At 57.8% G+C, this 22,416-nt stretch carries 24 protein-coding genes; 11 read left to right on the plus strand and 13 right to left on the minus strand.

The window, feature by feature from the left end:
* The first annotated feature begins 1 nt into the window (after position 1).
* Genes ASE07_RS23770 through ASE07_RS23785 form a run of 4 tightly spaced genes read left to right on the plus strand, consistent with a single transcriptional unit; the run spans position 2 to position 3,043 of the window.
* Positions 2-1,024 (plus strand): ABC transporter substrate-binding protein, encoded by a 1,023-nt coding sequence (locus tag ASE07_RS23770; RefSeq protein ID WP_200961009.1) that lies wholly within the window; start codon positions 2-4, stop codon positions 1,022-1,024.
* A gap of 56 nt (positions 1,025-1,080) precedes the next feature.
* Entirely contained in the window at positions 1,081-1,791 is a 711-nt protein-coding gene (locus tag ASE07_RS23775; RefSeq protein WP_200961010.1) for an ABC transporter permease, read from the plus strand.
* Positions 1,788-2,591, plus strand: a complete 804-nt coding sequence (locus tag ASE07_RS23780) for an ABC transporter ATP-binding protein (protein ID WP_057293296.1) — start codon at positions 1,788-1,790, stop codon at positions 2,589-2,591. Before ASE07_RS23775 ends, ASE07_RS23780 begins: the two co-directional genes overlap by 4 nt.
* Before the next feature lie 2 nt (positions 2,592-2,593).
* Positions 2,594-3,043 carry a hypothetical protein gene (locus tag ASE07_RS23785; RefSeq protein ID WP_057293297.1) on the plus strand — a complete coding sequence of 150 codons (450 nt, stop codon included), beginning with the start codon at positions 2,594-2,596 and terminating at the stop codon, positions 3,041-3,043.
* Between the two features lie 23 nt (positions 3,044-3,066).
* Here the strand turns inward: ASE07_RS23785 and ASE07_RS29530 are convergent, their stop codons facing one another.
* Together ASE07_RS29530 and ASE07_RS23795 are read right to left on the minus strand one after the other, a co-directional pair.
* Entirely contained in the window at positions 3,067-3,471 is a 405-nt protein-coding gene (locus tag ASE07_RS29530; RefSeq protein WP_200961011.1) for a hypothetical protein, read from the minus strand.
* 116 nt (positions 3,472-3,587) lie between these two features.
* Positions 3,588-4,535: an alpha/beta fold hydrolase gene (locus ASE07_RS23795; protein ID WP_162256942.1), complete on the minus strand. Its 948-nt coding sequence runs from the start codon at positions 4,533-4,535 to the stop codon at positions 3,588-3,590.
* A 117-nt stretch (positions 4,536-4,652) separates the two neighbouring features.
* On the opposite strand from ASE07_RS23795, the gene pqqA reads away from it, so the two are divergent.
* From pqqA to pqqE, 5 genes are all read left to right on the plus strand, one after another.
* Entirely contained in the window at positions 4,653-4,727 is a 75-nt protein-coding gene (pqqA, locus tag ASE07_RS28425; RefSeq protein WP_082584446.1) for a pyrroloquinoline quinone precursor peptide PqqA, read from the plus strand.
* A gap of 73 nt (positions 4,728-4,800) precedes the next feature.
* Positions 4,801-5,727 carry a pyrroloquinoline quinone biosynthesis protein PqqB gene (gene pqqB / locus ASE07_RS23800; protein ID WP_057293300.1) on the plus strand — a complete coding sequence of 309 codons (927 nt, stop codon included), beginning with the start codon at positions 4,801-4,803 and terminating at the stop codon, positions 5,725-5,727.
* Positions 5,724-6,434: a pyrroloquinoline-quinone synthase PqqC gene (pqqC, locus tag ASE07_RS23805; RefSeq protein WP_057293301.1), complete on the plus strand. Its 711-nt coding sequence runs from the start codon at positions 5,724-5,726 to the stop codon at positions 6,432-6,434. The genes pqqB and pqqC overlap by 4 nt, the downstream gene beginning before the upstream one ends.
* Positions 6,435-6,463: 29 nt before the next feature.
* Positions 6,464-6,727: a pyrroloquinoline quinone biosynthesis peptide chaperone PqqD gene (gene pqqD, locus ASE07_RS23810; RefSeq protein ID WP_057293302.1), complete on the plus strand. Its 264-nt coding sequence runs from the start codon at positions 6,464-6,466 to the stop codon at positions 6,725-6,727.
* Complete coding sequence (gene pqqE / locus ASE07_RS23815) at positions 6,720-7,934, plus strand: pyrroloquinoline quinone biosynthesis protein PqqE (RefSeq protein ID WP_442946123.1); 1,215 nt, start codon at positions 6,720-6,722, stop codon at positions 7,932-7,934. Before pqqD ends, pqqE begins: the two co-directional genes overlap by 8 nt.
* Before the next feature lie 18 nt (positions 7,935-7,952).
* Here pqqE and ASE07_RS23820 read toward each other — a convergent pair whose 3' ends face one another.
* The 6 genes from ASE07_RS23820 to ASE07_RS23845 form a co-directional block, all read right to left on the minus strand.
* On the minus strand, positions 7,953-8,759 hold the full coding sequence (locus ASE07_RS23820) for an ABC transporter permease (protein WP_057293303.1): 807 nt from the start codon (positions 8,757-8,759) through the stop codon (positions 7,953-7,955).
* Between the two features lie 11 nt (positions 8,760-8,770).
* The gene (locus ASE07_RS23825) at positions 8,771-10,006 is read right to left on the minus strand and encodes an ABC transporter substrate-binding protein (RefSeq protein WP_057293304.1); all 1,236 of its coding nucleotides are present in this window, start codon (positions 10,004-10,006) and stop codon (positions 8,771-8,773) included.
* Positions 9,999-10,976: a PQQ-dependent catabolism-associated beta-propeller protein gene (locus ASE07_RS23830; RefSeq protein WP_057293305.1), complete on the minus strand. Its 978-nt coding sequence runs from the start codon at positions 10,974-10,976 to the stop codon at positions 9,999-10,001. The genes ASE07_RS23825 and ASE07_RS23830 overlap by 8 nt, the downstream gene beginning before the upstream one ends.
* A 47-nt stretch (positions 10,977-11,023) precedes the next feature.
* On the minus strand, positions 11,024-11,770 hold the full coding sequence (locus ASE07_RS23835) for an ABC transporter ATP-binding protein (RefSeq protein ID WP_057293306.1): 747 nt from the start codon (positions 11,768-11,770) through the stop codon (positions 11,024-11,026).
* 153 nt (positions 11,771-11,923) lie between these two features.
* Positions 11,924-12,532 (minus strand): glutathione S-transferase, encoded by a 609-nt coding sequence (locus ASE07_RS23840; RefSeq protein ID WP_057293307.1) that lies wholly within the window; start codon positions 12,530-12,532, stop codon positions 11,924-11,926.
* 173 nt (positions 12,533-12,705) lie between these two features.
* Entirely contained in the window at positions 12,706-13,815 is a 1,110-nt protein-coding gene (locus ASE07_RS23845) for an S-(hydroxymethyl)glutathione dehydrogenase/class III alcohol dehydrogenase (protein WP_057293308.1), read from the minus strand.
* A gap of 580 nt (positions 13,816-14,395) precedes the next feature.
* Here ASE07_RS23845 and ASE07_RS23850 point away from each other — a divergent pair.
* Positions 14,396-16,378 (plus strand): sigma-54-dependent Fis family transcriptional regulator, encoded by a 1,983-nt coding sequence (locus tag ASE07_RS23850; protein WP_057293309.1) that lies wholly within the window; start codon positions 14,396-14,398, stop codon positions 16,376-16,378.
* A 42-nt stretch (positions 16,379-16,420) separates the two neighbouring features.
* Here ASE07_RS23850 and ASE07_RS23855 read toward each other — a convergent pair whose 3' ends face one another.
* Entirely contained in the window at positions 16,421-16,885 is a 465-nt protein-coding gene (locus tag ASE07_RS23855; RefSeq protein WP_057293310.1) for a hypothetical protein, read from the minus strand.
* Between the two features lie 317 nt (positions 16,886-17,202).
* Here ASE07_RS23855 and ASE07_RS23860 point away from each other — a divergent pair, with 317 nt between their 5' ends.
* Positions 17,203-18,204 (plus strand): ATP-grasp domain-containing protein, encoded by a 1,002-nt coding sequence (locus tag ASE07_RS23860; RefSeq protein ID WP_162256943.1) that lies wholly within the window; start codon positions 17,203-17,205, stop codon positions 18,202-18,204.
* A gap of 132 nt (positions 18,205-18,336) precedes the next feature.
* Here the strand turns inward: ASE07_RS23860 and ASE07_RS23865 are convergent, their stop codons facing one another.
* From ASE07_RS23865 to ASE07_RS23880, 4 genes are all read right to left on the minus strand, one after another.
* Positions 18,337-19,044: a hypothetical protein gene (locus ASE07_RS23865; RefSeq protein ID WP_057293312.1), complete on the minus strand. Its 708-nt coding sequence runs from the start codon at positions 19,042-19,044 to the stop codon at positions 18,337-18,339.
* Positions 19,045-19,107: 63 nt separating this feature from the next.
* Positions 19,108-20,022, minus strand: coding sequence for a quinoprotein dehydrogenase-associated putative ABC transporter substrate-binding protein (locus tag ASE07_RS23870; RefSeq protein ID WP_082584447.1), 915 nt, complete (start codon positions 20,020-20,022; stop codon positions 19,108-19,110).
* A 17-nt stretch (positions 20,023-20,039) separates the two neighbouring features.
* A complete protein-coding gene (locus ASE07_RS23875; RefSeq protein WP_235548590.1) occupies positions 20,040-20,399 on the minus strand; it encodes a c-type cytochrome in 360 nt (119 codons plus the stop codon).
* Positions 20,400-20,576: 177 nt separating this feature from the next.
* Positions 20,577-22,346: a methanol/ethanol family PQQ-dependent dehydrogenase gene (locus ASE07_RS23880; RefSeq protein ID WP_200961016.1), complete on the minus strand. Its 1,770-nt coding sequence runs from the start codon at positions 22,344-22,346 to the stop codon at positions 20,577-20,579.
* Between the last annotated feature and the right edge of the window lie 70 nt (positions 22,347-22,416).

A 22,416-nucleotide genomic window follows, 5' to 3' on the forward strand; every position in this document is an offset into this window, starting at 1 on the left:
CATGTCCGGCGTGGACGCTCCTATGTTCTATCGGCATTTAATAAGGTACATCGTCGCGGCCTTGCTCGCCATGTTGGCCTGCATCGCATATGCCGACGACCAGGCAATGAAGAAGGTACGCGTCGGCGTACTGGAATTCGGTTCCGTCAATTGGGAGCTTGACGTGATGCAGGCCCATGGACTTACACGCAAGCATGGCATCGAACTGGTCGAGGTTCGACTGGCCTCGGGCGATGCCTCCACCATCGCATTGCAGGGTGGCGCAGTGGATATCATCGTTTCTGACTGGATCTGGGTTTCCCGCCAGCGCGCCGAAGCGAAGCCGTATGCGTTCGTCCCCTTCTCCAATGCAGTCGGATCATTGATGGTCAAAAACAGCAGCCCATATCAGAATCTGGTCGATTTAAAGGACAAGAAACTGGGCATCGCCGGCGGCCCGAACGACAAAACATGGGTCTTGCTACGCGCGTATGCACAACGGCAATTCAATACCGACCTCGCGAAGCTGGTAAAGCCGACTTTTGCCGCGCCTCCCTTGCTTAACGAGCTTGCATTACGGGACCAGGTGGATGGCGCACTCAACTACTGGCATTACGCCGCGCGGCTGGAAGCCAATGGGATGCGTCCCCTGATCACCATGCCGCAGATATTGAGCGGATTGGGTATTGACCGGCCGATTCCGCTGATCGGCTGGATTTTCCGCGACGACTGGGCGGCAAACAATCGGGACACGGTAAAAGGCTTCCTCGCCGCCTCCTACGAGGCCAAGACGCTGCTGGCGAATTCGGATGACGAATGGACCAGGCTACGCCCGAAGATGCGTGCTGAATCGGAAGGTATTTTCAAGGCACTCGTCAAAGGGTTCCGCGAAGGGATTCCAGCCTGCTCCGACCGGCAGACCATGGACGCGGTCAGCAAGACCTTTCAGGTCCTGGCGGAAGTGGGCGGCAAGCAACTGGTCGGCAACTCTACTCAATTGACACCGGGGACATTTTGGCCGAACTTTCAACTACCGGAGTGCTAAGGTCGCCAAAACCTGACCGAGCGTGGCTACACGACGGATGGCCGCGGGTACTGTCCGTGCTTGTCTTGCTCTGCGTCTGGGAAGTGCTCGCGCTCGGACTGGACAGCAAGGCCCTTCCCTCGCCGCAAAACGTGCTGCGGGCACTTTGGCAAGAGCTTTACGCCGGCGAGTTGCTTTTCCATCTCGGCATGACGCTTTCCAGGGTAACGATCAGTTTCATCCTTGCGATGCTGGTTGGCGTCGCACTTGGCATCCTGATGGGAAGTTTCCGCCACTGGGACAACCGGCTGGATGTTCTCATCATTCTCGGCATGAACATCCCGGCGTTGGTCACCATCATCCTGTGTTATGTCTGGTTCGGCCTGACGGAAACTGCCGCAATCATCGCCGTGACAGTCAACAAGATTCCAATGGTGACGGTGACGATCCGTGAAGGCGCACGGGCGATTAACACGCAACTGCTGCAAGTCGCCAGCGTCTACCGGCTCTCGAGGCGCGATACTTTTTTTTCCGTCTACCTGCCGCAGCTTTATCCCTACCTGTTCGCGTCGGCCCGCAACGGCTTGTCGCTGATCTGGAAAATCGTGCTGGTGGTGGAACTGCTGGGGCGCAGCGACGGCATCGGATTTCAGTTGGGCAGCTTTTTCCATTTCTTCGATATCACGAACATCCTCGCCTATACGCTTGCCTTTATTCTGGTGATCTTCGCGATCGAAGCATTGCTGTTTCATCCGCTCGCGTCCCGCCTGACCCGGTGGCGCACATGATTTCACTTTCCGTCAATATCCGCAGCAAGACCTTTACCAATGGCGTGTGCGCGATCAAGGACATGTCCTTCGATGCCCGGCCCGGCGAATTCCTTGCCATCGTCGGCCCTTCGGGCGCGGGGAAGAGCACGCTGCTTGGCCTGATCGCCGGACTCGATCCCGCAGTGGATGGCGATATTTCCGCCAAAACTGGCGATGCACAGCAGCACCGGTTCAGGACCGGTTTCATGTTCCAGGAGCCGCGCCTGATGCCGTGGCTGACCGTCCAGCAAAACATCGACCTGGTGCTGAGGCCTTATGCGGGCCGGCGCAATGCCGTGGACGACGATGCGCAGGTCCGGCATTTGCTGGAACTGGTCGGGCTAAAGGACTTCGGCGGCATGTTCCCCAGCCAGCTTTCAGCGGGCATGTGCCGGCGCGTGGCACTGCTGCGCGCCTTCATTATCGATCCCGACCTGCTATTGATGGACGAGCCTTTCCAGTCGCTGGACGCGCCCACCGCCGAGCAACTGCGCCAGTTGCTGTTCGATCTGTGGCAGCGCACCTCGCCTACGGTCTTGTTTGTTACGCATAGCCTGCAGGAAGCCATCAGCCTTGCCGATCGCATCTTGTTTTTTTCCGCGCGGCCGTCCCATGTCATCCTGGACTATGAGATCCCATTGCCCCGGCCGCGCACATTGGACAGTGCTCCAGTGCAGCAGATACACCATCAACTCTTGTCGCGTTATCCGCAATTGCTGGAGGGCTCCGCAGCGCCGGCACATGCATCGGCGATGCTCGGCCAATACCGGGCGGGCTGACAATGGGTACTATCACGACGGCCGGCGGTCACATGGCGTTGACGATCGGCCTGGCATTGACCGCCCTGCCGCTGCTTGCCGAACCGCCAGCCTGCAGACCGCACGAGGTGCTGACCGAAACCGTGATGCCGCACCTCGAAGAAAATCTTCGTCACACCATTACCCGCGAGAAGCGCTGTTTGATGCCTGGCGAGCTGCCGAATGCGTTTCCGATCCTGACGCATTCCTCGCTGCGCGGATGCCGGCTTGGCAACGAAAGCCGCAGTGCGGACAAGGTTGCCTATACGCTTTTATGCGATGGCAGCAATGGCACGACAGGGACGGCGCTCTGGGAAAAGTGGAACGGACAGACCAGGGGGACCCTGCAAGTGAAGCTCGGCGGCAAAAACATGACGTTCTCGCAGCGTATCACCGCTACGCCTTTGGATACCGGTTCGCTTGAAATTCGATGAAGCGCCTTCGCTCCATCCGTTCACTACTTCGAAGCCGGATTTTCGCCGCTTTGTGTCGTGGGGCTGCCCGGTATGCCTTTCGGGTCGGACTTCGATTCATCCCTCGATACTGTCGCACCGCCAGAAGAATTTCCGGCGCTTTCCTCGCCAGCCTTCGAGCTGCCCGATGAGCTGTTTGATGAATCACCCGATGAGCTGCCTGATGAACTTCCCGATGAGCTGTCTGATGAGCTGCCCGATGAAGAACTGGAAGCGTCAGCCGGATCCTTACCGCTTTGCGTTGACGTACTACCTTGCACGCCCTTCGCATCCATCTTCGATTCATCTTTTTCCGGTGCGGCCTTGTCCTGTGCCTGGACGGTCAACGGCACGCCTGCTGTGCTGATTGTCAGTATTGATGCTGCTACCAACTGGATAAAGGTTTTCACGGCAACCTCCAAGTTGAACAATTACTTATTAGTGAGTCACAAACCAATTGCAATCCGACTACAGGCATTTTTCCCTATCGCTTCTTCTGTGCAACCCACCCGTGGCATAGCGTCCGTCATTCCGTCTTGCGCAAATCCCGGATTGCCTTCCGCAGCGCCTCTCTCACTGTCGGATCCGATGGTGTGTGCGTTCCCCTTGTGATCCAGCGTAAATCGGCATGGGGCATACAGCGGGTCAGCCGCAGTGCATTGCAAGGCGGACAGATCCAGTCATGCGTGCCATGCAGCAGGATGGCCGGTATTGCCGCCGTCCGCCGCGCGCAACGGAAAAGTGACCGCGTATTGGTGAAGCAGGCATTACTGATGTAATGGGCTTGCACACGGTATTTACCGACCCAGCGAGGATCGAAGTCCACCGGCACAGGCCCGTTTCCCATCATTGCCTGCAACACCGCCTCTTCGTATTCCCCCCATCGGCGTGCTGCATCCTGCTGTTCCTCCGATGAGACACTTTGTAACATCACCGTCAGGGTTTGGAGCACATTCCGCTTCTGCAATATGTTCCATCCGGCGGTCAAGCGCTCCCATGCGGCCGGCACTAATGCTTTCAGGGATTGAAAAAACCAGTCCAATTCCATTCTTGTTGCAAGAAACGCGCCTCTCATCACCAGGCCATGAACGGCTTCCGGATAGCGGCCCGCATAACACAGGGCAAGCATCGCTCCCCAGGAGCCTCCGACAAGCAGGAAGCTGGACAGTTGTAATCGCATGCGTAGACGTTCAATGTCCTCTATCAGGTCGCCTGTCTGGTTATTGTCTGTCGCGCCCGCCGGCAGGCTCCTGCCCGCGCCGCGCTGGTCAAACAAAACGACCTGATCTTGCGAGAGGTCGAACCAATCCAGCATGGAAAGCTTGCAGCCGCTGCCCGGGCCGCCATGCAATACGAGGGAGGCGGGTGCATTGGGGTTGCCGTATTGCGCGAAGTAAAGCCTGTGCCCGCCGCCTACCGGGAGATATCCCTCATGGAACGGAAGCGGTAACGATAGAGGTATTGGCTTCGGCATAAACATTGCGTAGTTGGTTGACTGCCCTGGATCGACGCAGCGCGGAGCGCGTACGGAGCGGAGCTCATCGGTGCGGATGTATCCGACCGTCCTCATCTAACATGCAAGGAGAAAGCCATGCAATGGACCACACCTCAATTTACCGATTTACGTTTCGGCTTTGAAATCACGATGTATATTGCCAATCGCTAAGCTAGTACATGCCACGGTAGCGCGGCGGCCGTGAAGCGGATCGCCGCGCGCTTTTTCGGGGATCCGCCACTGAATGAAGATACATATCCTGGGCTCCGCGGCTGGCGGTGGGTTCCCGCAATGGAACTGCAATTGCCGCAACTGTGACGGCATCCGCAAGGGAACAGTCCGGGCCGTTCCGCGCACCCAATCATCCATCGCCGTTTCCGCAGATGGCATGAATTGGGTCATCGTCAATGCATCTCCCGACATATTGGTGCAGATCCGTGCGACGCCGGCACTGCAGCCAGGACGCGCCAGTCGCGATACCGGGATCGCGGCGGTGATGCTGATGGATGCGCAGATTGACCATGTCGCTGGACTGCTGATGCTGCGCGAGGGCAAGCGCTTGCCGCTGTATTGCACGGCATCGGTCTGGGAAGACCTGAACAAGGGCTTGCCCGTGGCATCGGTGCTGATGCATTACTGCGGCGTCCAGTGGCACCCGGTCGACGCTCAGGACGCTGCCGGTTCCGCCAGGCGCTTCACCATACCGGACATTGAAGGCATCCGCTTTAGCGCCTTGGCATTGAAGAGCAAGGCGCCGCCCTATTCGCCGCATCGACAATGTCCACAGCCCGACGACAATTGCGGACTGCTTATCGAAAATATGGCAACCGGGCGGATCCTCTTTTACGCGCCGGGTCTTGGCGAAATCGAGCCGCACATTGAAACAGCCATGCGCAGCGCAGACTGCGTGCTGGTGGACGGCACGATGTGGACCGACGATGAAATGATCCGAATGGGATTGTCGGGCAAGACGGCAGCCGATATGGGACACCTTCATCTGTCCGGCCCCGGCGGAATGATTGAAGTTCTGGACGCGCTCGAATCCCGCCGCAAAATCCTCATCCATATCAATAACACGAACCCGATACTCGATGAAGATTCCGCCGAACGGGCGACGCTTGCGCGGCACGGCATCGAAGTTGCCTGCGACGGGATGGAGATCAACTTATGAGCGCGGTCGTAGAGACGAAGACGAAGGCAGCATGGAGTCGCGCCGAGTTTGAGGAACAATTGCGCGCCAAGGGTGCCGGTTATCACATTCATCATCCGTTCAATCGCCGGATGAACAGCGGCCAGCTTGAACCCGAGCAGATTCGCGGCTGGGTGGCCAACCGGTTTTACTACCAGCTCAGAATCCCGCAAAAGGACGCGGCGATCCTCGCCAACTGTCCGGACCGCGAGATGCGGCGCAAATGGGTATTGCGCATACTTGACCATGACGGCTTTGGGGACGGCGAAGGCGGCATTGAAGCGTGGGCCCGCCTTGGCACCGCGGTCGGCATAGAGCGCGAACAATTATGGTCGCTGCGGTCAGTGGTGCCCGGTGTGCGCTTTGCGGTGGATGCCTATGTCAATTTCGCCAGGACCGCACCATGGCAGGAAGCCGTATGCTCGTCGCTGACCGAAATGTTTGCGCCGAAAATCCATCAAGACCGGCTTGCCAACTGGCCGCACCATTATCCCTGGATCGACCAGGAAGGCTTGCAGTATTTCCGCAGCCGTATCGCCCTTGCCGAACGCGATGTCGAGCATGGTTTGCAGGTGACGCTGGATCATTTCACCAGCCGGGCACAGCAGGAACGCGCGCTGGATATCCTGCAGTTCAAGCTCGATATTCTGTGGGCGATGCTTGACGCAGTCGACAAGGCATTTCCTTAGGACGCAATGACAGGACGACAGGAGAGACGATGAACGACGTTCCCGACAAGCCCCAGCTCTCGCGCCTGTTCCGCTTTCAGTGGGAAGAAGCGCAGGGCAACTACGTGCTGCTGTATCCGGAGGGGATGGTAAAGCTGAACCAGAGCGCGGCGGAAATCTTGAAGCGCTGCAACGGCGAACGCGACATCGTCCATATCGTGACGGACCTGGAACAATCGTTCTCCACCGCAGGACTGGAACAAGATGTCAGGGCCTTCCTGCGTACCGCAACCGAGCGAGGCTGGCTTGTCTGAATCACGCAACGAGGCTGTACAGACGATTCAATCCACGGAATCCACGAAGCGCGCGCAGGGCGCCGCTGTCCATGCCCTTGCGCCACCGCTCTGGCTGCTGGCGGAACTCACCTACCGCTGTCCCTTGCACTGCGTGTATTGCTATAACCCGCTGGACTACGCAACAAAGGACTCCGAATTGAGCACTGCCCAATGGATCGACGTCATGCGGCAGGCACGTGCGCTGGGTGCCGCTCAGGTCGGCTTCTCCGGCGGCGAACCGCTGGTGCGCGAAGACCTGGAAGAGCTGATTGGCGAAGCGCGCCGGCTTGGCTATTACACCAACCTCATCACGTCCGGCGTCGGACTGAACGAAGCGCGCATCGCAGGGATGCGGCAGGCCGGCCTCGATCACATCCAGCTGTCGTTCCAGGACTCCACCAAGGAGATGAACGACTTCCTGTCCAGCACTAAGACCTTCGCGCTGAAATCGCGCGTCGCCAGCCTGATCAAGCAGTACGATTACCCAATGGTCCTGAATGTGGTACTGCACCGGTATAACCTCGACCATGTCGGCCGCATCATCGACATGGCGCTGGAAATGGGGGCGGAATACCTGGAGTTGGCCAATACGCAATACTACGGCTGGGGTCTTGCCAACCGCGATCATCTGCTCCCAAGCAAGGAACAATTGCAACGGGCCGAAGCGGTCGTCAGCGAGTATCGCGCCCGGTTCGGCAACAGGCTGCGCATTCTGTTCGTGGTACCCGATTATTTCGAAAACCGTCCAAAAGCTTGCATGAATGGCTGGGGCGGCGTGTTCCTTGCCATCGCCGCCGACGGTGTTGCCCTCCCTTGCCATGCGGCGCGCACCCTGCCCGGGCTCGAATTCCCGAACGTCACGCAACACAGCCTGCATGACATCTGGTATCACAGCGAAGCCTTTAACCGCTACCGGGGCGATGGATGGATGCGCGAGCCGTGCCGCTCCTGCCCGGAAAAGACGAAGGATTTTGGCGGCTGCCGCTGTCAGGCGTATGCGTTGACCGGGGCCGCGGAAAACGCGGATCCGGTATGCAGCAAGTCGCCCCACCATGGCGAGTTGGAAGCGATTGTCTTGCAGACGCAGCGCAAGCAGGCAGAGCAGGCTGCGCGGAAGATGGAACAACCTATCCTGTTTCGTACCGACGCCAATTCGAAGCGCTTCGTGGATGGACAGCTTAAATAAGCGAGCGCGAAAGCACGCTCAAGCGGGCCGTGCCGCCTTGATCAGGCTTCCTTGCGGGTTGTACCCGACCAAAGCCATCGCATAAAACACTGCCGTGCAGAGGGCGACCACCGCCAGCGATGCCGGCTCAACTTGCCCGTACAGCGCAAAGCGCAAGGCTTCCACCGCGTGCGTGAAGGGATTCAGGCTGGCGAGCCTATAGATCCACTCTGCTCCTGATTCGCGGATCTTCCATAGCGGATACAGGGCCGACGATAGAAAGAACATCGGAAAGATCACGAAGTTCATCGTCCCCGCGAAATTTTCCAATTGCTTGATGTAGACCGACAGCACCAGACCAAAGGCGCACAGCATCAAGGCGCCAAGCACGATGACAGGCAGGCCAGCGAGGATCTGGACAATACCCAGATCGACGCCGAACAGCAGGGCCAGTACGATGAAGGCTATCGCTTGCAGCACGGACAGGAAAGTGCCCGCAGCAAGCTTGCAGGCTAGCAGATAGGTTCGCGGCAACGGCGCGGTGAGCAGCAGCCGCATCACGCCCATCTCGCGGTCATACACCATCGCCAGCGACGACTGCATGCCATTGAACAGGCACACCATCATCACCAGGCCCGGCAGCAGGTAGACGCGGTATTCGACATAGGTATCGTAGGGCGGAATGATCGCCACTCCGAATACGTTCTGGAAGCCGGCGGCGAATACCACCAGCCAAAGTGCGGGCCGCACCATCGACGATACCAGGCGCCCGGGCTGGCGCAGGAACTTATGCACTTCGCGGCCGGCAATCGCCCGCAAGGCAAGCAAGGCATGCGCGGTTTTCAATGTTCATCTCCTTATTTTGCTTTGCCAGGCGCTGCCGGCACTTCTCCCAGCCGGCAGGGCGATTCCTTTTCATCGGCGCCCAGCGTGTCGAGATTATTTTTCGGGTGCAGGAAACCTTCGAATGGCGCTGCGCCGGCAATGCCGCCCCCAATGCCGCCATGCGCTAGAAACACTGGCTGGCGTAATTGCTGGTCCCAAGGGCGGAACGACAGGCGCGCTCCCTTGAATCCGTCCAGAACAAGTTCCTGGCTGCGTAAGGCATTGCGGTGCTCGCGCGCATCCGGCACCCTGAGCGCGACATCGATGATCGCCTTGGTCGCCATCCAGGCTGCCCAATCTTCGCTGGCCATTGGCCGGCGCGCAGCCTTTCTGAAGCGGCGGTTCAGTTGCGGCGCCCCATTCCGCTCCCACGAGGAATGCCAGCCCTCGGCCACCAGGCCGGAACTGCCTACCACCGGGCGCGGCAACACGGTATGGTAGGGCACATCGCGCGCAAACTCGCCGTCACTATCCACTACCCAGATCACGTCCGTATCGATGCCGGCCGTGAGCAATGCCACATTCGCCATGTCCCGTTCGCGCGGATCGTTGGACAGCTTGAAGGCTTTGCTGGCGACCAGCTTGAGCCCATAGCGCTTAATCGCATTCTGTACCGCTGCGGCCATCGCCTGATCAGCGGGCAAGGTGCCGGAAAGGAGCAGCACCCGGTTCCATTTGCGTGCAACGAGGAACTGCGCCATCGCGTCTGCGCGCATGGTTTCATCCGGCAGGGTATGAAAAAACTGCGCGTTGCATGCGGCGCGTCTCAGCCTTGCATCGGGCGCCGATACATTGAACATCAGCACATTGCCAGGCTGGATGGCCTTGCTTAATTCTTCCATCGCGGGACCGGGAAGATCGAGCAGAAAATGTGCGACGCCCTTCTTTGCGAGCGCATCGATCTTGGCATGTGCGTCTTCGATGTTGTCAACCTCAACGTCGACCAGGCTCACCTGCAGGCCCGCCTGCCGAAGGCTGAATTCCGATTCCGCAATGGCCAATGCCGCTCCCGCCCTTGGCCGGCCAAGCGGCTGCCCGGGGTAATTCTTGTCCAGCCGCGTAGCGTCATAACGCGGGTCGGCAGGATCGGACACCACCGCGATGCTCAGCTCGCGCGCCTGCGCGGTCACGCCCATGCAGGCAAACAGGCAAGCGAAAATGGCCTGCAGCAGGCGGCGTACGGGCTGATGGCCGGTGCGCTTAATCATCGATCACCACACTATGCGGTACACGCCCGACCTTGACCGATTTGATCGCACGACCGCTTGCCACGTCCACCACCGACACGTCATCCGACAGGCCATTGGTGACATATAACAGGCTATTGTCGCGTGCCAGCGCGACGCCCCAGGCGCGTTTTCCTACCAACACCATTTTCTTCACGGTTTTTGTCGCCACGTCGACGATAGCCACATGGTTGGCCCTGCCCAAAGTGACGAAAGCGGTCTTGCCGTCGCTCGACATCGCCATCCCGACCGGCGTCACATTGTCCGGGCGAAAGCCCTTGGGCTCGAACTTGATGGTGTCGGTGACGGCATAGTCGGACGTCCGGATCACGCTGACGGACGCGCCGAGTTCATTGGTGACCCAGAGCTCCTTTCCATCCGGTGTCAGCATGAGGCGGCGCGGCCGCTTGCCCACCGGGACATTCTTGATGACCTTGCCGTTCGACAGGTCAATGACATGCACCAGGCTGGCGACCTCGGAAGCGGCATACAGGCTTTTGCCATCGGCCGCGATCAGCACGCCCTCGGGCTCTTCACCGACCTTTATTTCCTTGACGATCTTTTTAGTGACGAGATCGATACCGACGATCGTTGCCTCGTCTTCATTGGAAAAATAAAGCGTTTTACCGTCGCGGGATACGTCGAAGATTTCCGCGCCCTGTTCCAGCGCGACCTTGTCGACCACCTTCCTGCTCTCGACGTCAACCACCACTGCGCTGCCGTCGTCACCGCAAGCGGCAATGAGTCGCTTGCGGTCCGGAGTGAATTGCATGTGGCGCGGACGCTTGCATGTCTTGATCACGCCGATCTGCTGCTGCGTCTTGCCGTCCAGTACGGTGATCGTATTGTCCTTTTCGCTTGAGATGAAGACCGCGCCGCTGGATGACCATGCGGGCACCGACGCGAGCACGAAGGCCGTGGCCGCCATCAACATCCCCAGGTACTTTGCCATGCTCGGTCTCCCGTTTTGTTCACGAAGGATAGTGCACACGATTCATGTCACTGCGTCAGCTCCAGGAAGGCATCGGTCATGTTTCCATGTCCACGCCGGCCCTTCAATTCGACCGGCGTGCCGTCGAACCTGATCTGCCCTTTCGATAACACCACTATGCGGTCGGCCGCCTCGGCTTCATCCACCAGATGCGTGGCCCACAACACACCGAGGCCTTGCTCATGACATAAGGCGTGTACATCGGACAAGATCCGGATGCGCGACGCCGGATCGATGCCGACGGTTGCTTCGTCCATCAGCAAAAGGCGCGGATTGGAGAGCAAGGCGCGCGCCAGTTCCACCCTGCGGCGATTGCCGCCCGACAGGGCGCGCACCGGATCGCCGGCCCGATCGGCCAGTCCGAAACGTCCGAGCCAGTGAGCAATGCGGTGTCGCGCATCGGCGCGCGCGATGCCATGCAGGTCGGCCTGGAATTGCAGGTTGGACCTGACCGAGAGGTCGAGGTCGATGGCGGGCTGCTGGAACACGATGCCGATCTGGGCCAGTGCCGGCAAAGGGGCGGTCGATATCTCGGCCCCGAACACCGCGGCGCCTCCCGCATCCGCAGTAAACAATCCGGAAAGGATCTGGAACAAGGTGGTCTTGCCCGCCCCATTGGGGCCGAGCAAGGCGACGAACTCGCCTTCGAATACGCTCAGGCTGATGTTGTCGAGCGCTTTCCGGTTACCGAAAGACTTGTTCAGTCCCTGGATGAAGAGCGGCTGCGAGCGTGGAGATACCGCACGCTGCTCCATGTCGATTTTCGTGGCGACAGCTGCGGTGTTCGTGACAGGAACGATGGCGCTCCTCCTTCTATCGGGTTGGGACCGTGGGCATGGGCAGCGACTGCATGAAGCCCGGAGACCGGCCGGTAGCCATGGGACGCCGGCCGTACGCTCATGCGCTGATCACGCTGCGGCCGGGATTCCCGGCATCGTGATAAAGCCGGGCATGCGCTTCATGTTCCCAATCCATTTCAGGATATTCGGATAAGGTGCAAGGTCGATACCGCCTTCACCTGCCATCGCGGTGTACGGGAAGCAGGCAATGTCGGCAATCGTCGGGTGCCCCAGTTCGAGGAAATCCCTGTCTGCCAGATGATCGTCCATGATCTTGAAGACGCGCCTGGCACCGGCCTGCAGTTTTTCCAGGTCAAGCGGATAGTTCAATATCTTCACCAGGCGCGCGCCAGCGGAATTCATGATCTCGCCGCCACCGGTGGACAGCCATTGCTGGATCAATCCCATCGACCTGGCGTCGTCCGGATACCATTGGTTGCTCTTGTCGTATTTTTTGGCGAGATAAACCATGATGGCCTGCGCATCGCGCAAGCGCAGATCGTCGTCGTCCAGGATAGGGATTTCGCCGAATGCATTGAGGGCCGTGTATTTGTCTGTCTTATGCTCCTTGTTGACGAAGTCGACCGGGATCGTTTTGTAAGACAGATCGAGGATGTTCATGAACATCCGGATCTTGTAGCAGCTTCCGGAAAGCTCAAAGTCATAAAGCGTGATCATGTTGGCTCCTTCGTTGGGTTTCTTGAAACAACGGTGTAACGGTTACCAGAATTGTTAAACCAGGTGCTGCGATCAGGTGCTGCAAACCTTTGCTGCAATTGCCTGCTTGCTACAGCATTCGTCCGACGCATGAACCGACCGCAACGGCGAACGAATGCCAGCCCACCACGTCGTTAGAACGTGACAACGGAACGGATCGATTTTCCTTCATGCATGAGGTCGAACGCATCGTTGATTTTTTCGAGCGGCATCACGTGCGTGATCAGGTCGTCGATGTTGATCTTGCCGTCCATGTACCAGTCGACGATGCGCGGCACATCGGTACGTCCCCGTGCGCCACCGAATGCGCTGCCTTTCCAGACGCGTCCCGTGACCAGCTGGAACGGCCTGGTCGAGATTTCCTGTCCGGCCCCGGCCACACCGATGATGGTGCTGACGCCCCAGCCTTTGTGGCAGCATTCGAGCGCCTGGCGCATGAGGTTGACATTGCCGACGCATTCAAACGTGTAGTCGGCGCCACCCTTGGTCAGGTTTACCAGGTAGGAAACAATGTCGCCGTCCACTTCCTTGGGATTGACGAAGTGGGTCATGCCGAATTTTTCCGCCAGCGCGGTGCGGCCAGGATTGATGTCGACACCGACGATCATGTCAGCGCCTGCCAGGCGAGCGCCCTGGATTACATTCAACCCAATCCCGCCCAGCCCGAATACCACCACCTTCGCGCCCTCCTCCACCTTTGCCGTAAAGAGCACCGCGCCGATGCCGGTCGTTACGCCGCAGCCGATATAGCACACCTTGTCGAAGGGGGCGTCCTCGCGGATCTTTGCCAATGCGATCTCAGGTACCACGGTATAGTTGGCAAAAGTGGACGTGCCCATGTAATGGAACAATTCACTGCCATTCAGGCTGAACCTGCTGGAGCCGTCCGGCATTTTTCCCTTGCCCTGTGTCGCGCGGATTGCCTGGCAAAGGTTGGTCTTGCGTGACAGGCAGTATTCGCACTGACGGCATTCTGGCGTATACAGCGGAATGACATGATCGCCTTTCTTCAGCGAACGCACGTCCGGTCCTACGTCGACGACCACACCCGCGCCCTCATGGCCGAGGATGGCCGGAAAAAGCCCCTCGGGATCTTCGCCGGACAAGGTAAAGGCATCGGTATGGCAAATGCCGGTCGCCTTGATTTCGACCAGTACTTCGCCGGACCGCGGGCCCTGAAGTTGTACGGTTTCGATGGTCAGCGGTTGGCCTGCCTGATGTGCAACAGCCGCACGTACGTCCATGTTCTGCTCCTTGATGTATGAGAGTCCATGTGTTTCTATCTGTTTCAAATTCATGTTTGCGTGCCTGGCGCGGCCCGCAATACACTAACCTGTCTGTGAGTACCGTTTTGTCGTACGAAGTTTGCAGGCGGCAATAACCGCGAGATCGCTATTAACTGTTCTGCTCCACGTCAATATCGATTTACGAATTTGGTGCGAAGGTTAAGAACGGCCATCGCACTTAACTTATTTACCCGGCCGATGCTGTTCAGATTTGTATCAGTCTTGGTTTTCAGTGTTCAGTGTGCTGCACAGTTTTCCTGTCAAATTGTTGTGCGTTCGGGCGCTTGTCCGTGCCACCTTGCCGGCCACCGACCGGGCTCTCTACAAACGGAAGCGCGTACGATGCAATAACTACACTGGCGGCGGTACCTTGTCGTCTGCCTTATAGAGGCAATGAGCAAAAAACAGGCCACTGCAAGCATTCCGTTAACACTGCTTGACGGCAAAAGACGAATAAAAGAAATAAGGAGAGGATGAGACACGGGTAGCCGCAAGAGGGTAAAAAACCCCGCCGGGAACTACCTGATAGGAGACGCCAATGTCGGGGTTAGATGTCAACCATATTCGGCGCGTGCACTCGGCTGTTCAGCACGGAATGCGGCTTAATGGCGGCGCTGACGTAAAGAATCAGATTACGAAGTCATGGATCAGATGCTTCAAGGAATACCATCTCGACCCGGGAAGCGGTCATGACATTGTCGTGATCGGCCGCACCGAGTTGCAGGAGCGGCAGGAGCGCATTGCTGATGTCCTGGAAGTCGCCAGCATCGAGATGGCAAATCTCTACCAGCAGTTGTCCGGTTCCGGGTACGCGATCATGCTCACCGACCGCGATGGGGTCGTCCTGAATTACTTTGGCGACCCGAGCTTTACGCATGCCGCGTCCCGGACGGGACTGATGCAGGGTGCGGTCTGGAGCGAATCGGTACAAGGCACTAACGGCATGGGCACCTGCCTGTGTGAAAACCGGCCGCTTATCGTTCACCGTGATGAGCATTACCTGACGCGGAACACCAGCATTACCTGTGCCGCCGCGCCCATCTACAATGACCGGGGCGACATCGTGGCCGCCCTTGACGCGTCCGGCGAGGCGCGGCTCGCCCAACAGCACACGCTGGTCCTGGTCAACATGTCGGTACACATGATCGAGAACCGGGTATTCCAGCGCCAGTTCCGCAATGACTACATTGTGCACTTCCACGGCAGGCCGGAATTCGTCGGCACGCTGAATGAAGGGCTGATCGCCTTCAACTCCGATGGCATCGTGCTTGGCGCATCCCGCACGGCGCGGTTCCAGCTCGACATTCCGGCGCCTGCGGATATTTGCGGGCTGCAGATAGGCCAGTTGTTCAATGCATCGTTGCCGGTGCTGATGGAAAACAGCTTGGGCAAGGGATTTCACCCCGTTCCGATCTTCGATGTCAGGCGCGGCGGCCGCTTTTACGCGGTCGCCTATTCGCCTGAACCTGCGGTACGTGCGTCGCGCCCGATGGCGGTGCCGCGCACCAAGCAAAAACCCGAGACGACGCTACCCGAAGGACACCGTACTCCGCTGGACGAATTGCAGTTTGGGGACCCCGCCATGCAAGCCAACATCAGGTTGGCCCAACGCGTGCTGGAGCGCGATGTCGCTGTTCTGCTATATGGCGAGACCGGCTCCGGCAAGGAATGGTTTGCCAAGGCCATGCATCAGTCCGGCAGCCGCGCGCACAAGCCATTTATTGCGATCAACTGCGCCTCGATACCAGAATCGTTGATCGAGAGTGAACTGTTCGGCTACAAGTCGGGTGCCTTTACCGGAGCGAGCCGTGAAGGCCAGCGCGGAAAATTGTTCCAGGCGGACGGCGGCACACTCTTTCTGGATGAAATCGGCGATATGCCGATCCTGCTGCAGGCCCGTCTGCTGAGAGTGCTGGAAGAAAGAGAAGTCCTGCCGCTGGGCAGCAACACGCCGGTGAAGGTGGATATCAGGGTGATCAGCGCCACCCATTGCGACCTGATGCAAAAAATTGAAGCGAAGGAATTCCGGGAAGACCTTTACTACCGGCTGCATGGATTGGCGATTACCCTTCCACCCTTACGCGACCGCACCGACAAGCGTGAGCTCATCAAGCATATCCTGGCAAGGGAAAGCGGTGAGGCGGGCGAATTCGGGATCGATGACGAACTGCTCAATGCCTTGATGCATTATGACTGGCCCGGCAATCTGCGCGAATTGCGCAATAACCTGCGGACCATGCTGGCGCTGTGCAGCTCGCGGATATTGACGATCAAAGACTTGCCGGCGGATTTCGCCGGCGGGGCAGCGCAGTTCACAAAAGGCCATGATGTGGCTGCCGAACAGTCTGTCGGCTTGAATCCCCTTGAAAATGCCGAACGCGAGGCGCTGATTCAAGAACTGGATCACCACCACTGGAATATTTCGAATGTCGCGAAGAATCTCAAGATGAGCCGCAACACCTTGTACCGCAAGCTGCAGCGATTGAATATCCGGGATTCGGACAAAGCCGCACATTACTGACATGGCGCCATGTCAGTAATATTGTCCTGCCATCCTCTTACGCTATGAGGGTGGACTGTTGTCGCCGACCGGCCTGTTTGGCGGCGGACACTTCATGTAGCGCAACATGCTGCCTTCCCGCTGCAGCAAGCCGTTCGACTCCATGTAAAGATTTTGCGCATTGAAGGCTTGCCGTTCGCTTTCTATTACTGCTTCGCAAGACATGAAACGTGTGCTGCCATCCCTTTTGTACTGCAGCACATGCACCATTTCATGAACAAGAAATGAGTTGTGCGAAGGATCGTCCATGTTGAGCGAATCACGAATGACAATCCGATAGTGCTGCGTATCGAATGCCGCCATCATGGGGACGCATCGCGCAGGCTTTTGCGGGCATACCGCCTTAAGGAAGGCGCCTGTATCGATGACATCAATCGGTGGCAGATCGCTAACGTCGATGGCAGGCAAACCTGAAAACTGAACGGCGGCGGCCAGGAGTCGCCCCAACAGCAAAGTGGATAGAGCCATGAAATAAAAAAATCTGGAATCGCCTTCGCGCGTATTTGGACAAAGGAAAGGCTTGTACCTTTGTCTACAGGACTTACCAACACTATTTACCGTTCGCATCCGGCATCTGCTTAGACCTTAGTCAGCTGCCAGGGTTTTCTTCACCATAAAAACATCAGGCGGCATGTCCGGAGCGCAAGGGAATCGGATGACAGTAGTGTCGCTTGAGATGCATCACCGCATGACGCCATACGGCTGGCTACCGTACCCGATGACGCCAATTGACGATGGCATATTCGTTGCTTGTATCACAATGTTTTAGACTGGCGGTGGCGACCGTGAAGATATTTGCATATGAGTATGGCTCAGGGGGCGGCCTGTTCGATCGAACGATGCGGCCTCCCCTGGTGTATCAGGGTGATTTCATGCTCTGTGCCTTGATCTCTGATCTGACCAGGCTGCCGGACATTGAAGTCATCACGACGCGCGAGCCACGCCTGCCCGCATTAAACCTGCCTGAGTCGGTGCTTGTCGTGTCGACTGACGGCTTGACCGACAACGGTTTCAACCACTGTCTCCGCGCGTCGGATGCAGTCTGGCCAGTTGCGCCGGAATGTGCGGGCATTCTCGAACGTCTGTCGCGCAAGATCGTCAGAAACAAGCGCATTCTTTTGGGCAGCAGGGCCAGTGCGGTCCGTGTCGCATCCAGCAGGCTGCTAACCGGGCATCGTCTGGCTCGTGCCGGCGTACGCGTCATCGACACTTATCTGCCTCACGACGATTTGCCCGGAGATGTCGGTGCCTGGGTTGTCAAGTCGGATGACGGGGTCGGATTCCACACGACGCAGATATTTCACAGTGCCAAGAATGCGCTTGACTGGATCAACGAAAGCCACGAAAAACAGTATGTGCTGCAGCCATTCCTGCACGGTAAACCGTGCAGTCTGTCACTACTATGCTGCCGTGGCGACGCCCACCTGCTAAGCTGCGACGAGCAGCGTTTCGCGGTAATGAACAGCCAGTTCCATTACCTTGGCACTTCGGTCAACAGCATCCGTACCGGCGCCGCGGAATGCCATCGCCTTGCAGGCAAGATCGCCAAAGCGATTCCGGGCTTATGGGGCTATGTGTCTGTCGACTTTATCCTGACGGAATCCGGACCGGTCGTGCTTGGCATCTACCCACGATTGACCATGTCCTACGCGGGACTGCATGCATCGATTGGCTGCAACCCGGCGGGACTCGTGCTCGATCTTCTGCAAAAGAAGATTGATATAGTCCCGGCGTCGCTCAACAAAGTGGTGGTCAATGTCGATGCTCAGACATTCAGCGTCAACTAAGGAAACGTGCCCGAAGCGGGCAACATTGCCGGCGGCATTCCGACCAGCGATGCTTGGTTTTTACCTACCCTGGCCTTCTCGCATTGCCCGCGGAGACGTGTCCCTGTTGGATACCAGCAAAAATGCAGTGACTTATTTTTTCCCCGACGGCTGCTCCCTGATGAGCGTAAGGGTTTCGACAATCCCGGATTTTTCCTTTTTTGCCGGGTCCGCGGATGAACTGCTTATCTGGTACAGGCCACCGGGCAATTCGGGACTGAATACGAATACGTAACTCTTGTGCTCATATTCAGGAAAGCGCTGGCGCATGGGATCGTTCAGATAGGGCTGGATGCTCACCTCTTGACCTTGTACTTCCCTCCCCGCGTAGCGAAAGCGCACCGGCCGCAAGTCGCGCGCATCGGCCAATGCCAGGCGGATGCGCTTGCGAAAATAACTGGACGCGCCGCCGGTGAGTCGCTTCATTTCCACGATGTCGCGCTCCAGAAAGCCGAGCACCGCCGGGTTACCGTGCGCTTCCTCTATGGCAGGGATCGGCACTTGCCGGTCGCCGGAAAGAAAGCGGGTCGTCGTCGCGACGGTGTTGTCCGGATTGATCCTGCTGATGTCTATCTGAACCTGGTCTTCAAAACCGTCCTCCGCTGCCGCTTCCTTCCGATATGAATAGGTCAGCGTCGACGGGACACGGATGCCTTGCATGTGATTGGTTTCGAACAGCAAATGTTCGGCAGCTGAAATTCCTTGCGCCATTGCTGCCGTCGAAGACAGGCATGCGCACAGAAAAAAGATGCACTGAAGGAAGTTTCGCGATACATGGCGCGTGACGGAAAACCAGCTCATCGATGTTTCCCGAAAATAGGCGACAAAGATAATGCAAATAGTCCGCGTGGATACCATCGCCGGTTATCTCCGCAGGGTCGAGACCAGCAGGTCACCATGCTCGTCGACCATCGGTACGCCATAGTTGCTGAGGATGACGTTGATTTTCTCCTGGTTCTTTTCGATTAACTGGTCGATCTTCTCCTTGAATGCCTTGTCGCCATGACGTACCGCCATCGCAATGCTGAAATCGAACTTGATGTCAGGCTGCGGCTTGAATGGAATCGCCACGATCGGCGCACTGGTAGAGTTTTTAGCGTAGTACGCAACGATCGGCCCCCATGCGAAGGCAAAGTCGATCTTTCCCTGAGCGAGGTCTTTTTCAATGATTTGACCGGGATATTGGTTTTCATCGCCGGTCTGCGACTGATAGGAAACGATCTGGTCGATCATGCCGTTCTGCAGCAGCCAATCGGTGGCCGGGGAACCTATGAATACGCCGAGCCGCAAGGCCTTGCGCCGCTCGGGGTCGAGCGCAAGCAAATCCGCAGGTGTCTTGATGCTGTCGAAGCCCTTGCCCTTCACGTAGGCCATCTCATAGGTGGACCGATAATAGGGGCGTGTAGTCGCTCCCAGTTCAAATTCCTTCGGCACGCCGACGATCAGATCGCATTTATATTTGTTCGAGTCGGGAATTTTCGCCCGCAGCGTGTTGCGGACAAAGCCCATACGTTGCGGGTACCAGGTGTATTCGACCGTCCAGCCGAGCTCCTGTCCGAGCAACTGGGCGATCTTGTTTTCGAAACCCATCAGGTCACGATTCGAGAACGGCAGGTTGTTAGGGTCCTGGCAGACCCGTAAAACCTTGTCTTTGTCGTCTGCGCTGGCCATTGGCGCCGACACACCGGCTGCGATAGCGACCGCCGCAAAAACGACCCCGGCCCGGAGCACGCGGACACGTGGCAGTCGGTTCGAGTGATTCTGCTTTAAGTGAGTCATTATTGGCACGATGGTATTCATTCCTCAATTGCAGTCACGCGTCCAGGCTGGATCTGGCCGTCGGACCGACCTTTCAGATATGCGTACAGGAAATCGATGTTCTCGACGACTTGCGGACTGCCGTCGAAATTCGGCATGCCTTTTTCCGGCCGGCCTTTCAACACGGTCTTTTTGAAGTCATCCTTCGACAATACTTTTAAGCTGTTGACCAGTGAAGGACCGACCAGGCCTTCCTGCTTTGCCCCATGGCAGCGCTCGCAGGCGGCGGCGCGCCAGGTGCGCCAGCCTTTTAGGGTATTGGCATCCACCTTGGTGCCATCCACCACTTTGTACGGCGCTGCATCGGCCGCCTGCGCCATGCCAGACGCGACGAGCATGGCCGCTATCCACAATATCACTGCTATCCGTGGCGCTGTAGGTCCCATTGCGAGCCTTCCAACCGGTAAAAAAAGTCCGACAGACCGGCCGGGACCGGGCTGTCGGCAAACATGCATAAACATGCAAGAGGAAAAAACACCATAGAACGACAGATCATAGATATCGTCTTCCCGGACTTAGCTACCCGGCTTGCCCGGCAGTGCGAACACGGTCAGTACGCCGCCCAGTTCAGTGTACTTGGACAGTTCCTTGTAGCCGCCCACCGCACCCAGGCCATCCGTATCCTTTTCCAGGCCGGCGGCCATGCCGATGCCTGCCCAGCCGCCAATGCCGGAAAGTACACCGACGTATTGCTTGCCTTTGTATTCCCATGTATTGACATTGCCGATGATCCCGGATGGCGTCTTGAATCTCCACAGTTCCTTGCCGTTATTGTCGACCGCCTTGATGTGGCCTTCCAGCGTGCCGTAGAACACCACGTCGCCGGCCGTCGAAAGCGCGCCGCTCCACACTGAGAATTTTTCCGGCTTGGACCAGACGATCTTTCCCGTGCTCGCGTTATAGGCGATGAAATTGCCCATACCGCCATGGCTGTCCATCGCAGGGTACATCGACAAGGTGGCACCTACATAAGGCTGGCCTGCCGTATAGTCGACCTGGAACGGTTCATAGTCCATGCACACATGGTTGGTCGGCACATAAAACAGCCCGGTCTTAGGCGAGTACGAAGATGGCTGCTGGTCCTTGGTGCCCAGCGCTGCCGGGCAGATGCCCTTGGAATTGACGTCGGGACCGTTCTGCTGAGTGCTGTATTTGGCGACCACTTGCGGGCGCCCGGTCTTCATGTCGACGTGGGTTGCCCAGTTGACCTTCGGATCGTATTTTTCCGCTACCAGCAATTCACCCGTCTCACGGTTGAGCGTGTACGCAAAGCCGTTGCGATCGAAGTGTACCAAGGCCTTTACCGGCTTGTTCTTGATCTTGATATCGGCCAGGATGTTTTCATTGACGCCGTCAAAGTCCCACTCGTCATGCGGCGTCATCTGGTATGCCCATTTCGCCTTGCCGGTATCGACGTCGCGGGCGAAGATGGTCATCGACCACTTGTTATCCCCCGGCCGCTGGCTCGGGTTCCATGTGCTCGGATTGCCGGTGCCGTAATACATCAGGTTCAGCGCCGGGTCATAGCTATACCAACCCCAAGTCGTTCCGCCGCCTACTTTCCACTGGTCGCCTTTCCATGTCTTCAGCGAGGAATCCTTGCCTACCGGCGCCATCTTGCCGTCGGTCCAGGTCATTGTCTTCTCGGGATCGATCAGCATTTCTTCATCGGGGCCGACGCTGTATGCCTTCCAGACCTGCTTGCCGGTGTTGATGTCATATGCGGTCACATGCCCTCGCACGCCGAATTCGCCGCCGCTGATACCGGTGATGACCTTGTCCTTGAACACATGCGGCGTATTCGTATTGGTCTCGCCGATCTTTGGATCGCCGTTCTTGACCTTCCAGATTTCCTTGCCAGTCTTGGCGTCGAGCGCCACCAGATTAGTGTCGGCCTGCTGCAGGAAAATCTTCCCTTCGGCAAAGGCAAGCCCACGGTTGACGGTGTCGCAGCACATCACCGGAATAACGGCCGCGTCCTGCTTAGGTTCGTATTTCCAATTGAGGCTTTGGTCAGCAAGGCTGATCGAGAATACTTTGTTCGGAAACGGGCTGTGCAGGTACATGGTGTCGCCGACGACCAGCGGCCCCCCCTCGTGACCACGCAACACACCAGTGGAAAAGGTCCACGCCACCTGCAGATCCTTGACGTTGCGACTGTTGATCTGCTTCAATTCGCTATAGCGCTTGTTCGAGAAATCGCCCGCCTGCATTGCCCAGTTCTTCGGATCTTTGGTGAGTTTATCGACATCTGCATTGGCGAGTGTCAGACCCGGCACGCTCATAATCAGTGCGCACGGCCATAGCCCGATCCAGCTTTTAGTGGATGACATCTCTGAGCTCCTTAAAAATTTT

It is taken from the genome of Noviherbaspirillum sp. Root189 (genome assembly GCF_001428545.1).
Lineage (GTDB): Bacteria > Pseudomonadota > Gammaproteobacteria > Burkholderiales > Burkholderiaceae_D > Noviherbaspirillum.

Coding starts and splice junctions, on each gene's coding strand:
- ASE07_RS23770 (WP_200961009.1), top strand. CDS start 2: ATGTCCGGCGTGGACGCTCCTATGTTCTATCGGCATTTAATAAGGTAC.
- ASE07_RS23780 (WP_057293296.1), top strand. CDS start 1,788: ATGATTTCACTTTCCGTCAATATCCGCAGCAAGACCTTTACCAATGGC.
- ASE07_RS23785 (WP_057293297.1), top strand. CDS start 2,594: ATGGGTACTATCACGACGGCCGGCGGTCACATGGCGTTGACGATCGGC.
- ASE07_RS23795 (WP_162256942.1), bottom strand. CDS start 4,535: ATGCCGAAGCCAATACCTCTATCGTTACCGCTTCCGTTCCATGAGGGA.
- pqqB (WP_057293300.1), top strand. CDS start 4,801: ATGAAGATACATATCCTGGGCTCCGCGGCTGGCGGTGGGTTCCCGCAA.
- pqqC (WP_057293301.1), top strand. CDS start 5,724: ATGAGCGCGGTCGTAGAGACGAAGACGAAGGCAGCATGGAGTCGCGCC.
- pqqD (WP_057293302.1), top strand. CDS start 6,464: ATGAACGACGTTCCCGACAAGCCCCAGCTCTCGCGCCTGTTCCGCTTT.
- ASE07_RS23825 (WP_057293304.1), bottom strand. CDS start 10,006: ATGATTAAGCGCACCGGCCATCAGCCCGTACGCCGCCTGCTGCAGGCC.
- ASE07_RS23830 (WP_057293305.1), bottom strand. CDS start 10,976: ATGGCAAAGTACCTGGGGATGTTGATGGCGGCCACGGCCTTCGTGCTC.
- ASE07_RS23835 (WP_057293306.1), bottom strand. CDS start 11,770: ATGGAGCAGCGTGCGGTATCTCCACGCTCGCAGCCGCTCTTCATCCAG.
- ASE07_RS23840 (WP_057293307.1), bottom strand. CDS start 12,532: ATGATCACGCTTTATGACTTTGAGCTTTCCGGAAGCTGCTACAAGATC.
- ASE07_RS23845 (WP_057293308.1), bottom strand. CDS start 13,815: ATGGACGTACGTGCGGCTGTTGCACATCAGGCAGGCCAACCGCTGACC.
- ASE07_RS23850 (WP_057293309.1), top strand. CDS start 14,396: ATGTCGGGGTTAGATGTCAACCATATTCGGCGCGTGCACTCGGCTGTT.
- ASE07_RS23855 (WP_057293310.1), bottom strand. CDS start 16,885: ATGGCTCTATCCACTTTGCTGTTGGGGCGACTCCTGGCCGCCGCCGTT.
- ASE07_RS23865 (WP_057293312.1), bottom strand. CDS start 19,044: ATGAGCTGGTTTTCCGTCACGCGCCATGTATCGCGAAACTTCCTTCAG.
- ASE07_RS23870 (WP_082584447.1), bottom strand. CDS start 20,022: ATGACTCACTTAAAGCAGAATCACTCGAACCGACTGCCACGTGTCCGC.
- ASE07_RS23875 (WP_235548590.1), bottom strand. CDS start 20,399: ATGCTCGTCGCGTCTGGCATGGCGCAGGCGGCCGATGCAGCGCCGTAC.
- ASE07_RS23880 (WP_200961016.1), bottom strand. CDS start 22,346: ATGAGCGTGCCGGGTCTGACACTCGCCAATGCAGATGTCGATAAACTC.